The sequence below is a fragment of the Rhodococcus sp. 14-2470-1a genome (genome assembly GCF_002259425.1).
Classification (GTDB): Bacteria; Actinomycetota; Actinomycetes; order Mycobacteriales; family Mycobacteriaceae; genus Rhodococcoides; species Rhodococcoides fascians_E.
Window position 1 is genome coordinate 1 of record NZ_NPFZ01000028.1, and the last position, 13,874, is coordinate 13,874.

The 13,874-nt window shown below is 64.0% G+C and carries 14 protein-coding genes; 7 read left to right on the forward strand and 7 right to left on the reverse strand.

The genetic code is table 11. The features are described 5' to 3' along the window. Nucleotides 1-157: 157 nt before the first annotated feature. The 6 genes from CH292_RS15645 to CH292_RS15670 all read right to left on the reverse strand — a co-directional run bounded on the left by CH292_RS15645 (nucleotide 158) and on the right by CH292_RS15670 (nucleotide 5,571). Entirely contained in the window at nucleotides 158-475 is a 318-nt protein-coding gene (locus CH292_RS15645) for a hypothetical protein (protein ID WP_179275287.1), read from the reverse strand. A 223-nt stretch (nucleotides 476-698) separates the two neighbouring features. Then, a complete protein-coding gene (locus CH292_RS15650; RefSeq protein WP_094655189.1) occupies nucleotides 699-1,580 on the reverse strand; it encodes an alpha/beta fold hydrolase in 882 nt (293 codons plus the stop codon). Nucleotides 1,581-1,668: 88 nt separating this feature from the next. Further along, nucleotides 1,669-3,057, reverse strand: a complete 1,389-nt coding sequence (gene hydA / locus CH292_RS15655) for a dihydropyrimidinase (protein WP_094655190.1) — start codon at nucleotides 3,055-3,057, stop codon at nucleotides 1,669-1,671. After that, on the reverse strand, nucleotides 3,054-3,440 hold the full coding sequence (locus tag CH292_RS15660) for a gamma-glutamylcyclotransferase (RefSeq protein WP_094655191.1): 387 nt from the start codon (nucleotides 3,438-3,440) through the stop codon (nucleotides 3,054-3,056). Before CH292_RS15660 ends, hydA begins: the two co-directional genes overlap by 4 nt. 27 nt (nucleotides 3,441-3,467) lie before the next feature. Then, a complete protein-coding gene (locus tag CH292_RS15665) occupies nucleotides 3,468-4,616 on the reverse strand; it encodes an FAD-binding oxidoreductase (RefSeq protein WP_256978157.1) in 1,149 nt (382 codons plus the stop codon). Then, complete coding sequence (locus CH292_RS15670) at nucleotides 4,606-5,571, reverse strand: dihydrodipicolinate synthase family protein (RefSeq protein ID WP_037107872.1); 966 nt, start codon at nucleotides 5,569-5,571, stop codon at nucleotides 4,606-4,608. The genes CH292_RS15665 and CH292_RS15670 overlap by 11 nt, the downstream gene beginning before the upstream one ends. 194 nt (nucleotides 5,572-5,765) lie before the next feature. On the opposite strand from CH292_RS15670, the gene CH292_RS15675 reads away from it, so the two are divergent. The 4 genes from CH292_RS15675 to CH292_RS15690 all read left to right on the forward strand — a co-directional run bounded on the left by CH292_RS15675 (nucleotide 5,766) and on the right by CH292_RS15690 (nucleotide 9,397). Continuing rightward, nucleotides 5,766-6,782: a LacI family DNA-binding transcriptional regulator gene (locus tag CH292_RS15675; RefSeq protein ID WP_019667569.1), complete on the forward strand. Its 1,017-nt coding sequence runs from the start codon at nucleotides 5,766-5,768 to the stop codon at nucleotides 6,780-6,782. 196 nt (nucleotides 6,783-6,978) lie between these two features. Next, entirely contained in the window at nucleotides 6,979-7,857 is an 879-nt protein-coding gene (locus tag CH292_RS15680) for an ABC transporter substrate-binding protein (RefSeq protein ID WP_094655192.1), read from the forward strand. A 5-nt stretch (nucleotides 7,858-7,862) separates the two neighbouring features. Then, nucleotides 7,863-8,603, forward strand: a complete 741-nt coding sequence (locus tag CH292_RS15685; protein ID WP_019667571.1) for an amino acid ABC transporter permease — start codon at nucleotides 7,863-7,865, stop codon at nucleotides 8,601-8,603. Continuing rightward, nucleotides 8,600-9,397 (forward strand): amino acid ABC transporter ATP-binding protein, encoded by a 798-nt coding sequence (locus CH292_RS15690; protein ID WP_019667572.1) that lies wholly within the window; start codon nucleotides 8,600-8,602, stop codon nucleotides 9,395-9,397. Before CH292_RS15685 ends, CH292_RS15690 begins: the two co-directional genes overlap by 4 nt. Before the next feature lie 156 nt (nucleotides 9,398-9,553). Here the strand turns inward: CH292_RS15690 and CH292_RS15695 are convergent, their stop codons facing one another. Continuing rightward, nucleotides 9,554-11,908: a pyruvate dehydrogenase gene (locus CH292_RS15695; protein WP_094655193.1), complete on the reverse strand. Its 2,355-nt coding sequence runs from the start codon at nucleotides 11,906-11,908 to the stop codon at nucleotides 9,554-9,556. A gap of 256 nt (nucleotides 11,909-12,164) precedes the next feature. Here CH292_RS15695 and CH292_RS15700 point away from each other — a divergent pair, with 256 nt between their 5' ends. The 3 genes from CH292_RS15700 (at nucleotide 12,165) to CH292_RS15710 (ending at nucleotide 13,827) form a co-directional block, all read left to right on the forward strand. Then, nucleotides 12,165-12,437, forward strand: a complete 273-nt coding sequence (locus tag CH292_RS15700) for a hypothetical protein (protein WP_255122830.1) — start codon at nucleotides 12,165-12,167, stop codon at nucleotides 12,435-12,437. A 128-nt stretch (nucleotides 12,438-12,565) separates the two neighbouring features. Beyond that, nucleotides 12,566-13,459, forward strand: a complete 894-nt coding sequence (locus CH292_RS15705) for an NYN domain-containing protein (RefSeq protein WP_037108678.1) — start codon at nucleotides 12,566-12,568, stop codon at nucleotides 13,457-13,459. 26 nt (nucleotides 13,460-13,485) lie between these two features. Further along, nucleotides 13,486-13,827: a DUF2200 domain-containing protein gene (locus CH292_RS15710; protein WP_094627967.1), complete on the forward strand. Its 342-nt coding sequence runs from the start codon at nucleotides 13,486-13,488 to the stop codon at nucleotides 13,825-13,827. Nucleotides 13,828-13,874 lie beyond the last annotated feature (47 nt).

Genomic DNA, 13,874 nt, shown 5'->3' on the forward strand with positions numbered 1-13,874 from the left:
GGCTACGGCCACCATTCCGCCGCATCACTGACAGCAATGATCTATCTCAACCTCGGCGGAATCGAGGTCAAGCTACCCACACAAAAGTAAGGAGGGGCACATACTTTCGAATATACGGCGGGGGTCCGACAGGTTCACTCAAACAGCTGGTCAGGCATCACTGAAGCACCCGGTCGAGGAGGTGTTCGATGAGTTGCTCAGCGGAATGCCTTGTGCTGTAACCCTGCAGCATGCCTTGTGCGAGTCCGCCGACGGCCATGAGCACGAGGTCGGCATCGAGTTCGGCAGCTACTGAACGAGATTCGGCGTCACCGCGCGCACCTGCGAGCTGGTCGGTGACGAGTGTCGCGAGTGCTCGCGGTGCGGCGAAGGTGTCCTCTGACGCTCCAGTCTTCGCCAGACCGCGGATCGGTCTGCTGCTGAAGTTTTTCTCGGCGGGAATTGCGCCGACGGAGAAGCGGATGCGGAAGCTCATTGAATGGCTTCTACCTCGTACCGTGCTCAGCGACGAGGAATACGCTCTTGCACTGGCCGCGGTGAAGTTTCACGGACGCGGAGTTCGGCGCGATCACTGCACCGAACCTTGTGCTCTTCGGTGCGGAGACGGTCGTCGCCGATCCGAACCTTCTGCGGCCCGGGCTCGTCGACACATCAGGCCTTCACCGATAGCCATGGTCCGGTTCGTGCCTGACCGAGCGTCACCAGTTCCGTAGGTACTCGAGTGCGCGTGCTTGGGCGGCGTCGGATTCGGGGTGGGTGTAGAACGCGAAGTGGGTGCCGCGGTCAAGGGTCAGCAATTCGGACTCGGCGATACCCGCGTGTGCGTGCTCGCTGTTCTCCGGCAGTACGTCCGAATCCGCGCTGCCCTGCACCAGCAAGGTGGGCGCTTCGATCGCTCCCCATCCCGGGTCGGCGGATTTGGCGAATTGCACCAGATCGTTGTCCCAGCCCGCTTTGCGCCTGCCCACCTGTGAGGCGGTGAGGGCCATGTCGAGGACGAACTGCTTCTTCACCGGATCGGAGTCGATGTATTTCACGTGTTCGTCGAATTCGTCACCACTGAGGGAGCTTTCGTCCGACACGGCGCCCTGGATCACCTGAAGCGGTTGATGCGCAACGAGTTTACGCATCAACCAATCACCGATCCTGGTGGTCTGAAAGATGCGCGACGCGATGTCCGGAGTCGGGTTGACCCAGTGTTGGCTCAGGCACGCAATGGCCACGAGCGCACCGGTTCGGTCCGGGTGGGTGGCCGCGAACTGGTAGGCCGACGGCCCGCCTCCCGACCATGCCAGCACGCCCACCTTGGCGATCCCCAACTCGTCGAGCAGCGCGGCGTACAGATCAGCCTGCTCTCGCGGCGTCGCGCGATCGCCCAGTTCGGTTCCGAGGTAGCCGGGCCTCGACACCAAGATCGCCTGGAACTCGTCGACGGGGAGGAAGCCCGCCATCGCGGCGGCGGCGTCGATCCCGCCCGGCGAACCGTGCAGCACCAACACCGGTTTTCCGGAGCCTTTGACTGCGTACTCGATGGGCCCACGCGCAGTGGAGATCACCTTCACATCGACCAGTTGTTCCATGGCTCCTCATCAGCGCTCGGCGACTGAGGATCAATTCTGCTCGCCTGCTGACCTCGTCGCTTCGCCCGAATCGTGTGAGAACAGGGCTCTACATACTGAACGCGCCGCTGAAGTCGAGGGGCGCGGCTTCGACGTGCCGTCCGCGGGGCGTTGCGTCGACCAGTGCACCGCCGTCGACGACGATGTCACCGCGGACGAGGACCGTGACGGGCTTCCCTCGCAGCGGTATCCCTTCGTAGGGTGTGTAGTCGGTTGCCATGTGCAGGGTGTCCGTCCCGGCGGTCCATTCGAGGTCCGGGTCCCAGATGGCGATGTCTGCGTCGGCCCCCGGCATCAACGATCCTTTGCGGGGATACAGGCCGTTGGTGCGGGCGGGATTGGTGGAGGTGAGCTCCACGAATCGGCTCGGGGTGAGTCCATGGCCGTTCACGAACGTCGAGAAGATCACCGGCAATCTCGTTTCGACGCCGGGTAGCCCGTTCGGCATATGCCTGACGTCGTGGCTGTGCACCTGCTTCTGGGCGGTGTCGTAGCAGCAGTGGTCGGATCCGATGGTGGTGATGTGGCCGGTGAACAGGTGCTGTCCCAATTCCTCGACGACATCGGCTGCACGCAACGGAGGGCAGCACACGAAACGTTCCGGGTGCTCGCCCTCGTACGCGGAGTCGTCGAGAATCAGGTGGTGTGCGACGGCTTCGGTGAAGGCGACGAGCCCACGCTTGCGGGCGTCGGCGACGAGTTCCACGGCTGCCGAACTGGATTGGTGGACGAAGTAGACGGGTGCCTGCTGTGACTCTGCAATCGCGAGAACGGCGGCGACCGACGCGGTTTCCGCCAGTTCGGGTCGTGTCTGCGACATGTGGGCCGCGTCCACACCGTCGGATGCCGCGGCAAAGTTCTGGGCGTCGGTGACGATCGCGTCGGATTCGCAGTGGATGATCACCATTCCGCCGAGGTCGCGTGTGGTCTGCATCGTGTTGAGGATGGTGTGTTCGTTCGCCATCGTCTCACCGGCGTAGGTGGTGAACATCTTCACCGTGCGGATGCCGGCGTCGGCCATGGTCGCGAGCTGATCGGCCGTCGTGTCGTTCCAGTCCACGACGCATGCGTGCAGCGCGGAATCGCACACACCTTCCTCGGCTTTGGCGCGTTGCTTCTCCGCTGCATCCAGCGGTTCCTGGCCGGGACGGGGAATGGCGAAGTCGACGATCGTCGTCGTTCCACCGAACACCGCAGCTGTCGTGCATTCGAGATAGGAATCGAGGGAGGTGAACTCACCGGAGGTGAAACCGACGTGGCAGTGCGGATCGACACCGCCCGGCATGACGAGTTTTCCGGTCGCATCGATCGTTTCGGCTGCTTCGTCGACCTCGCTGCCGGGGCTGAGTACGGCGACGATCTTGCCGTCGTCGATGAGTAGGTCCGCCGGGCCCGCCCAATGGGGCTCGACGAGAGTTCCGCCGCGGACGACCTTCATCGCTGTGCCTCCAGGTATGCCAACCAGCCGCCGCGGTCGCTGATGTCGACGACTCCCGCTGCCGTGAGGGAGTTCTCGCGCATCCGCATCGACAACGATCCCGTGCCGTCGACCAATTCGATGACACCGAGTTCCAGTTCGGCGGGCTCACGCGGCAACAGTTCGTCGCGGAGCACGTCGTACTCGACCTCGTACAGTTCGCCTGGGACGACGAAGCCCGCGGTCGTCACCGGATGGAGTCCAGGAAACTCGTCGCGCACGGAGTAGAAGCGATACTTCGGTGCGGTGTCGACCGCGCCGAGAAACTTCGCGCGATTCAAGGCGTCGTTGAGCGTGCCACCGGACATTGCCTGCCCGTTGACGAACATGGTGACCAGAGCCATCGTCTTCCTTCTTTCGGGGTGGAGCGTTCAGTGAGCGGTGAGTTGGGTGAGTCGTGCGGGCGAGAAGGTGGAGACGTCCAGCTGCGGGGTCGATCCGTGCACCAGAGCGGTCAGGACATCCGCCCACAGTGGCGCGAACGTGAACGAATACGTCCCGCCTGCCACGAACAGTCCGGGTGCACCGTCGAGTTCGCCGATGACGGGCATCTCGTCCGGAGTGGTGACGACAGGTCCGGTCCAGGTGTCCGTGGGCGTGTCGCGATGCAGGGACGGCAGCAGCCGCGCGACCTGTGCGAGGTTGCCGACGGTGCTCTCGGCCAGCGTCGGCGCTGCATCATGGTCGTGGAACGGCCCCGCCGGCCAACCGCCTCCGAGGACGAGACGACCACGTCGGTCCTGCTTGATCGACATTCCCTCTCCCACATGCTGAACCAGCACCTCGAGTGTGCCGGGCGCGGCGTCCAGGGAGTGCATCTGAAGGGATGTCGGAACCAGATCGAGCGAGACGCCGGCCATGGCGGCGATCCGAGCCATCCACGGTCCGGCCACATCGACGACGACGGGCGCGGTCCACGTGCCTGACGGGCTGGCGACGTGCCACACACCGTCGACGCGGTCGAGTCCGGTGACCGGGGTCTCGGGGTGCAGGACTGCGCCTTCGGCGACAGCTTGGCGCAGCAATGCCGGTCCGGCGAGGTCCGGTTCGGCGAACCCGTCCCACGCGCACCAGGTGGCTGCCGTGACGCTCGGCCCGAGCAACGGGAGGGCGCGGCGTGCTTCGTCGCCGGTCAGCACCTCGGTCGGGATCCCTGCTGCGTCTTCCCAGGTGTGCTTCGTCTGCAGCGTGAGGGCCTGTTCGTCGGTCTCCGCGACCATGAAACCGCCGCAGCGGTTCAAGCCGAGGCCAGGAACACTCTCGCCGAGAACATCCCACAGTGCGCTGGTCGACTTCTGCAGTGGCAGCAGCTGTTCGACGTCGACGGCCGTTCCCTGACCGGGGCGTCGGGTGTGAATGGTCTGAATGTGCAGATTGCCGGCGGTCGTACCGGATCCAGCGGTGTTGGGCAGCGTTCGATCCAGCACGGCGACGCGGGAGCCGGCCCGCGTGAGTGCAAGGGCTGTCGCGGCGCCGACGATTCCGGCACCGATGACGACCACGTCGACCTCAGAGTGCATGACTTGCCCCTACCGGCCGCGCGTACGCATCTTGAATGCCGGACTGCACGACGATGTTCTGCAGCACGTCGAGGGTCTCGGGATCGGTGACCGGCAACAGTGGGTCGCGAACGTATCCGCCGGGTTGTCCGAGCAGATTCATCACGGCCTTCAGCTGAGGAATCGGAGATGCGTGAATTCCGCTGTAGTCGCCGTTGATCAGGCTTCCGGAGAACGCGCGGTACTTGTCCACCCAGCCGCGTGCGGAGTCGGCGTCACGTTCCGCGACCGCTCGATAGAAGGGAACGGCGAACGGGGCGCCGACGCCACCGCCGTCGATGTTGCCGTCGCCACCGAGCTCGAGCAGCGTGGCCAATCCTCGGCGGTGCAGGAAGCTCCCGAACACGCGCACTCGATCGGATACTGCTTCGACGGTGTCGAGCATCCTCAGCCAGTCGCCGGTGCTGTCCTTGATCGCCACGACGTTGTCCAAGTCGGCGAGGCGTGAGAACAAGCCTGGTACCGCAGCCATGTCGACGGCCACACCGCGTGGCCAGTTGTACGCCATGAACGGTAGTTCGGTTGCTGTGGAGACTTTTTCGTAGAACCGGAAGGTCTCCTCGCCGGAGGTGTGCACGTACGGCGGGGGAGTGGACAGCACACCGTCGGCGCCTGCCGATGCGGCATGCGCCGCGAGTTCACTCGACTCGCGTGCGGTGTAGGCGCTGACGCCGATGACCACGGGAAAGCGTCCGGCGACGGCGTCGATCGCGATCTCGGCGACCTGTCGGCGTTCGTCGTCGGTCTGGCTGAACCATTCACCGGTGCTTCCGTTGACGAGGACTCCGTCCACAGCGACATCGGCGTAGAGGTTCATCAGGTCGCGGAGACCGTCGGCGTCGACGGCGCCGGACTCGGTGAACGGGGTGGGGGATGCGGGCCAGTAGCCGGACCACGCGACATCATCGCGATTCATGATGGAGACCTTTCGAACGAGATCGGTCGGACGAGCGCCCGTCTCGGAGAAGTTTTGGGATCGATTGCATAGACTGCCGTCGGGTGGCCGCGATCGTCAAGCCGGAAACGTACTTGTAACGAGCGCACTGTCCAATATCCCTACCGGCCACCGAGAATGTCCGAGTGAACAGCGAGAGGAAGGTGAGGCGACCGATGGCGGTCACCTTGATCGACGTGGCCGACGCCGCCGGAGTGTCACGGAGTACGGCGTCCCGCGCGCTGAGCGGATCGTCGTTGATCTCGGCCGAGACTCGCGCTGCAGTGCAGGAGGCGGCGCGCTCGCTGGGATATCGACCGAATCGTGCCGCGAGTGCCCTCCGGTCCAATCGTTCGCATCTGATCGGCCTGGTCATGAACAACCTGATCAACGCCTCGTTCCACACTGTTGCCGAAGTGGTGCAGAAGCGTGCGTCGGCGAGCGGCTTCCAGGTTCTGCTGTGCATCACCGACGCTGATCCGGCTCGGGAGAACGACGTGCTCGCGATGCTCGGCGACCACGGAGTCGACGGCACCATCGTCATCGGCAGTGGCCGAAGCGCTGCGGCGTCGAACGCGCTGCTCGCCGAGGGCCGAGCCGTGGTCAACCTCATCAGGTCCGTGCAGGGCAGCAAGGCGTCGACGGTCCTCGCCGACGATCTCGACGGTGCCCGTGATGCCATCGCTCACCTCGTGTCGTTGGGACATCGCCGGATCGGTTACATCGGCGGCACCGAGGACGCGACATCGGGCCGGGAGCGCTACGAGGGATATCGGTCTGCGTTGTTCGACGCGGGCATCGACGTCGACCAGGCCATCGTGAGGAAAGGGCCGTTCACGACCGAGTTCGGCGCCGAGGCCGTGAACTCGCTGTTGGACGGGCCCGAGCCCATGACCGCGCTCTACGCGGCCAACCATGAGGCGGTGTTCGGGATTCTGCCGACCCTGGCGTCGCGAGGGGTTTCCGTGCCCGACGACTTGTCCCTCATCTGCCACGAGGACATGCCCTGGTTGGCGTTGTGGCAGCCGGCGATCACCGTGGTCGACAACGGTGCGGCTCAACTGGCGAATGTGGCGATGGATCTGCTGTTCCAGCAGATCAACGGGGCCGCGGTGCCGGACAGGCGGACCTACAGAGTCGGGGCCCAGCTGGTCGAGCGTGCCTCGTGTGGCGCGGTGACGGGTACAACATGAGCGGCGCGGTACGTAGGGTCGCCACCCTCGAATGGTTAAAACTTCATGTATCGCGTGTCATCCGTGTTAACCACGTTGACGCTGACGAAATGCTCTGAGACGCTTTATGCAATCGATCCCATCGGGATCGGCTCGCACCTCGCGAACATTCGAATGGTCACTGCTGCAGTGCAGTTGACGAACGAAAGGCACACCCATGCGCAGGATCATCACGCGGACTCCGCTCCTCGGAATCGCCGCCGCGGCCGTCGTGGCAGCAGGGCTCACCGGCTGCAGCTCCGCTGCGGACGAGCAGGCAGCGCCGACGGACTGTACGCCGACGCTCGGGGCCTCCGATCTGGCCGAGGAGGGTGCGTTGACGATGGCGACGAACGCCACGCTGCCTCCCATGCAGTACGTCGACGCCAATGGCGACGTCGTCGGAATGCGGGTCGAACTGGGCAAGGAAATCGCCAAGCGTCTGTGCCTGACGCCGAAGTTCGTCAACATCGAGTTCGAGGCGCAGATCCCCGGAGTGCAGAGCGGACGCTGGGACATGATCGACACAGGCATGTTCTACACACCGGCGCGTGCGGAGACGATCGACCTGGTGCCGTACGAGGTTCAGGCGGTGTCGATTTCGGTGCCGTCGGGTAATCCCGAGTCGATTTCCAGCGTCGACGATCTGGCCGGCAAGACCATCGGCGTCGAGGCGCCGGGTTACGAGTTCGACACGCTCACTGCGTTGTCCGAGCAGTTCGCGTCCGAAGGCAAGCCGCCGCTGACGGTCCAGACCTTCAAGACCAATGCCGATGCTTACCAGGCTCTTTCGGCTGGACAGCTCGACGGAACGTCCATCGTGGAATCGGTCACGTCCTTCTACCAGGAGGACGGACGCTTCGAGACGGCCGTCGGTGGAATCAACGAGGCCCCTCTCGCAATGGGATTCGCCAAGGGCAGCGCGTCGTCCGCCGAGGTCGCACGTGTGCTGACGGAGATGCGTGAAGACGGCTACCTTCCCGAGTTGTTCGAGCAGTACGACGTCACCGGGTACGAGAGCGACATCGCCGTCAGTACCGGGCCGCTGGACAGCTGATCCACATGTGGTCCTGGGACGCCTTCTTTTCCATTCTCACCAGCACGCAACTCCTCGAGGGTGCGTGGGTCACGATCTGGCTCACCGTCGTCAGCATGATCCTCGGTTTGATTCTCGCGGTCGTCGTCGCCGCGGCGAGGTCGTCGAAGCTGATGCCGCTGCGCGCGATCGCCGGGTTCTACGTCTGGCTCATGCGCGGAACACCGCTGCTGGTGCAGCTGGTGATCATCTACACCGGCCTACCTCAGGTCGGAATCAAACTCGGTGTCATCGAAGCGGCGTTGCTCGGCTTGGTGCTCAACGAGGCCGCGTACCTGTCGGAAATCGTTCGGTCCGGTTTGCTCTCGGTTCCGACCGGTCAGACCGAAGCAGCGCGTGCGCTGGGAATGTCTCCGACAAAGGTCTTCCGCGTCGTGGTTCTGCCTCAGGCTCTACGGGTGATGATTCCGCCGCTCGGCAACAGTTTCAACGGTCTGCTCAAGACCACGACGCTCGTGTCGGTCATCTCGGTGCAAGAGTTGCTCCGCCGCACCCAGTTCCTGGTGCAGATCAATTTCCGGGTGTTGGAAGGACTGTGTGCCGCCGCGCTGTACTTCCTCGTCCTCACGACGCTGTGGGGCTTGATTCAGCGCATGATCGAGGTCCGTGTGGGTCGGGGCTACGACCGTGACTACCGACGCAAAGGTGGCACGAAGACCGACAAGTTGGACGACAGTGTGATGGAAGCCGAGGCCGTGAACCGATGATCGACGCAGCGAAAGTGATCGACGCCAGGAAAGTCACCACGACGATGGTCGAGGTGCGCAACATGACCAAGGCCTACAACGATCTGGTCGTCCTCGACGACATCGACTTCACCGTCGACAAGGGCGAAGTAGTGCTGCTTCTCGGCCCGTCGGGCAGTGGCAAGAGCACGTTGTTGCGGACGTTGAACTGCCTCGAGACCATCCAGTCCGGCACGGTGCGTGTCTGTGGGGAGATGATGGGCTTCTCCGACAATGCGAATCGAACTCCGTTGTCCGAAGCACAGATTGCGAAGCAACGTCACCACACGGGCATGGTGTTCCAGAGCTTCAACCTGTTTCCGATGATGACGGCACTGGACAACGTGGCGTCCGGCCCTCGGCACGTGCTCGGCACACAGAAGGACCGTGCGCGTCGCCAAGCCCGAGAACTACTCGATCTGGTGGGCTTGGCGGACAAGGGCGAGAACTATCCCTCGCAGCTCTCCGGTGGGCAACAGCAGCGCGTCGCCATCGCCCGAGCACTTGCCATGAAACCCGAAGTGATGCTGTTCGACGAACCGACCTCGGCTCTGGACCCGGAGATGGTCAACGAGGTGCTCGACGTGATGCTTCGCCTGCGCGACGAAGGCATGACGATGGTCGTCGTCAGCCACGAGATGGGTTTCGCCAAAGCCGCAGCGGATCGTGTGGTCTTCATGAGCGACGGCAAGATCGTCGAGGAGGCGCCCCCGAACGAGTTCTTCGACAACCCGAAGAACGCTCGTACCCAACAATTTCTCAGCCGGATTCTCTGACCGCTGAGGAGCCGATGTTTCGATCCGCACGATCGGTGGAAGACAAGACCGAGTTCGGACGTGATCGCCCGGGCACCGCGGTCGAGCCAGGGCCCGGAGGTTCAAAAACTCGTGCCTCCGGGCCCGCCGCTGCGGGTATTCGATCCCCCCGATGAATCAGTGACCGATGACGTCCAAGGCTGCTCCGATGATGGAGTCCGTGTCGATGTGGTGGTACTTGTACACCTCGTCCAGTGAGCCGACCTGACCGAAAGTGCTGACGCCCAACGACGTCGAAGCGACTTTGTTGACGGTGGCCAGAAATGCGAGGGTGTGCGGATGGCCGTCGAGCACGGTCACCAGCGGGGTTGCTCGATCTGCTGGTAGCAGCTGGTCGAGGATCCAGGTGTCGCCCGAACGGTGCCCCTGGCGTGCCTGGAGCGCGCGGTAGAGCTCGCCGGGGCTGGTGATGCACAGGACGTCGGCGACGACGCCGATGCCGTCGAGTCGTGCGGCAGCCTGGAGTGCCTCGGTCATCAGCGCCCCCATCGCGGCGATCGTGACCGTGGCACCGTCGCGCCTGACGAGGGGGTATCCGCCGGCGACGACCTGGCGTCGGCGCCGTTCCCGAGCAGCGGGGTCGGCGGGCACGTCGGCCAGTGTCTGATCGACGGGGCGGGTGGACAACCGCAGGTACGCGGAGCTGCCGTCAGGCCTGCCGAGGCGGCCGATGCTGGCGAGCAGCGTCCACTCGACATCGATGGCGAACGCAGGCTCGTAGGTGATGCACCCCGGTTGTTCCAGGCCGATCGACGGAGTCTTGATCGACTGGTGCGCGCCGCCCTCCGCAGCAAGAGTGACACCGGATGGAGTGCCGACGAGAATCGACTGGCCACCTGCATAGATGCCGTAGGACCAGGGTTCGAGTGCGCGTTCGACGAACGGGTCGTACATGACCCCGATCGGGAACAAGGGCTGTCCCCACCGACTCCACGTGGCGCCGAGTTCGCCCATGAGTCCGACGAGGTTGGTCTCGGCAATGCCCAGTTCCATGTGCTGGCCGGTGGGCTTTTCCCGCCAATGCATGATCGTTTCGGCGTCGTCCTCGAACCAGTCGCGACGCTCGGCCGAGGACCAGACCCCGACCTTGTTCACCCAGCCACCGAGGTTGGTGGTGGAACTGACATCGGGGCTGACGGTGACGACCCTGCTCGCGGCGTCCGGGGCATCCCGCGTCAGATCGATGAGCACGCGCCCCAGTGCAGCCTGAGTGGTGGCTGTGCCCTTCGGTGTCCGGCCGATGTCGACCGGCACGGCGGGAGGCTCGGATACAGGGACGGGATCGCGACGAAGGCGAGCAGCTGCCGCCTCGCACACCAGGTCCGACGGGCTGCCCGGGGCGAACGTCGCCCACGGATCGGCCGGATCGACGCCGAGGGATCTACCCAGAGCCTCGTACTCGTCGACGGTCAGAAGCGACGAATGATTCTGCGGGTGACCCTGGGTCGGCAGGCCGAATCCCTTGACGGTGTAGGCGATGACGACGGTCGGCCTGGTGTCGTCGATGCGGGAGTACGCGTCGCGCAACGCCGCCATGTCGTGGCCGCCGAGATTACGGATGGACTCGGTGAGCAGTGCGTCGTCGAGATCGGAGATCAGGTCCGCGATCGCCGACGCGTCCTGGCCTGTCCCGGGAAGCCGGGATCGGAGTTCGTCCGCGGTGCAGCGGAGGAGCCGCTGGTACTCGGGGTTGGGCATATCGAGAATTCGGCTGCGCAGTGCTTCCCCGTCTGGACGGGCGAAGAGATCCTCGAGGAGGCGGCCGAACTTGACGGTGATCACTTGCCAGCCGGCGGCGTCGAACATCTTCTCGAGGCGCCGTGCGGCGATGTTGGGCACCACCCGATCGAGGGATTGCCGGTTCAGATCGACGATCCACACGATTTCGCCGAGCTCGGCGATGCCCGGATCGATGATCGCCTCCCAGACGGCACCCTCGTCGAGCTCGGCGTCTCCGACGAGTGAGTACTGGCGCCCGGAGAAACCCGACGGTCGTGAAGTGCCGTCGGAGTCACCGAAGCTCGTCTCGACGTATCGACGCGACATCGCACCCCAGATGGGCGCAGTGGCACCGATTCCGACCGAGCCGGTGCTGTAGTCCACCGGGTCGGGGTCCTTGGCTCGCGACGGATAGGACTGCAGTCCACCGAACGATCGCAAGGTGGTGAGGTACTTCTCGTCGAGCTCACCCAGCAGGTAGTTGATCGCGTGGAGGACCGGGGATGCGTGCGGCTTGACCGACACGCGATCCCCGGCTTCCAGCTGCTCGAACCACAGCGAGGTCATGATCGAGACCATCGACGCACAGGAGGCTTGGTGACCACCGACTTTGAGTCCCGACGGGTTGGGCCGAACTCGATTGGCGTGATGGATGATCGACGTCGACAGCCACAGCACCTTCTCGGCGATCTCGTGCAGATCGTCACGAGCGCCCCGGGGCGAATGATGTTCGGCGGGAGTGATGCTGGTCATGACTGCTCAGTCGATCAGACATCGATGTACCGCACAATGCATGAACGGGAGACTGAGCACGATGCACGGTTGCAGGCGTATCAGGCGGCGTCGGATTGGTCGAAGTGGTCAGTAGCGGCTATGACATCTGTCATCACGTTTTCATGGAGAAGTCACTGCACAAGATGATGAGGCGCACTGTTTTTCGTTTCCGATGAACGACAGAGTCGTAGATGGAAAGAGCATCTGGCTCACAGCATCCACGAAGGAGACGAAGATGAGGAATTCGACCAAGTTCGCGTTGACCACCCTGGCCGCTGCAGCACTCTTCGGGACCGCAGGTGCCGTCGGGACTACTGCAGCATCGGCGGACACCATCGAGAACCTGACGCCGCGAGCGAACGACGGCGCGCATTGCGTGGTGGTGGACGACCACGGTCGTGAGCAGGATTTTCTGTACAGCCCCTTCGACTGCTCCAGCGCTCAGTCGGATATCGATCGCGAGGAGCGCCGCGAAGAACGACGCGAGGAGCGCGCGTCCGCGGAGTGAGGCGTGAGGCGTTCACCGTGAGATAGTGGCCCATGCGGCCGACCTGTTCTGTGTACGTCGACACCGGTTATCTCTTGGCATCTGCCGCGACTCGGAGGACAGGCACGTCTCTGCGGAGCGGAATCTTCGTGGATTACGCAACGTTGATCGCCGCTCTGGTCGACGCCGCAGAGACTCGATCGGGGTTACCGATACTCCGTGTGTACTGGTACGACTCCGCGCGGAACGGAGTTCCGGATGCCCAACAGGAGCGGATCGGTGAACTGTCCAAGGTCAAGCTCCGGCTCGGCCGGTTCGGTGTCAACGGGGAACAGAAGGGCGTCGACCTGCGCATCGGACTCGACCTCGTCGCTCATGCGAGAAGCAATGCGTCGGACGTGTTCTTCCTGGTGTCCGGAGACGACGATCTGACCGAGGCCGTCGAGGAGGCACAGGCACACGGTGTGCAGGTGCTGCTTCTGACCGTCCCGACGAACGACGGCAAACCCCACGGCGTCAGTCGCCACTTGATCCGAGCGTCCGACGGGCTCGACTTCTTCGACGGCGCCGCCGTGGATGCGGCCGTCATGAAGATCGATCGGCAGCCCGCTCCCGTCGTCGTCACCGACCCGGTGAGCGTCCCCAAGCCTGCACCCCGGCCGGGACCCAAGCCCGGCCCACGCGTGCCCACCCCGCTCGACGTCGCGTCGACCGCGCAGGCACCCGCTCCCGTTCGACCCGCGAACGTTCTCGTCTACAGCGGAACCACCGGATCAGGTAGCACCGTCCAACCCGAGTACGTCATGGCGGGTGAGGAAACCGAACTGATCGACGAGGTGGTCTCTCGCGTCCTGGCATCGTTGGAAGCGAGCAGCACACCCGAGGACAAGCTGAGCCTGCAACGCACCAGGCCGAACATCCCACCGGACATCGACCGGGCGCTCCTGCTCGACGCCTCCGACGCCATGGGACACCACGACCTCGACGAGGGAATCCGATACCGCCTGCGCGCGCGATTCTGGGAGAAGTACGACGAACAGTGACGGCCGACGGGCCCTACACTCGTCGCATGCATCGCATCTTCACCACCAGCGTCGCTTCGGTGTATCCGCATTACGTCACCAAGCTGGAACGCAAGGGACGCACGGAAGAAGAGTTGCGTGAGGTCGTCGAATGGCTGACCGGATTCGACAGTGTCGCACTGCAACACCACCTCTCCACTGAAACCACGTTCGAGGATTTCTTCGCCGAAGCCCGGCTCAATCCGGGCACGTCGCTCATCACCGGTGTGGTGTGCGGGGTGCGCGTCGAGAACGTCGAGGATCCCCTGATGCAGAAGATTCGTTATCTGGACAAGCTGGTTGACGAGCTGGCCAAGGGAAAGAAGATGGAGAAGGTGCTGCGGACCTGACCGGACGGGTGTATGTACCGTGGCAGCGGTGAAATCAACTCGTGTTT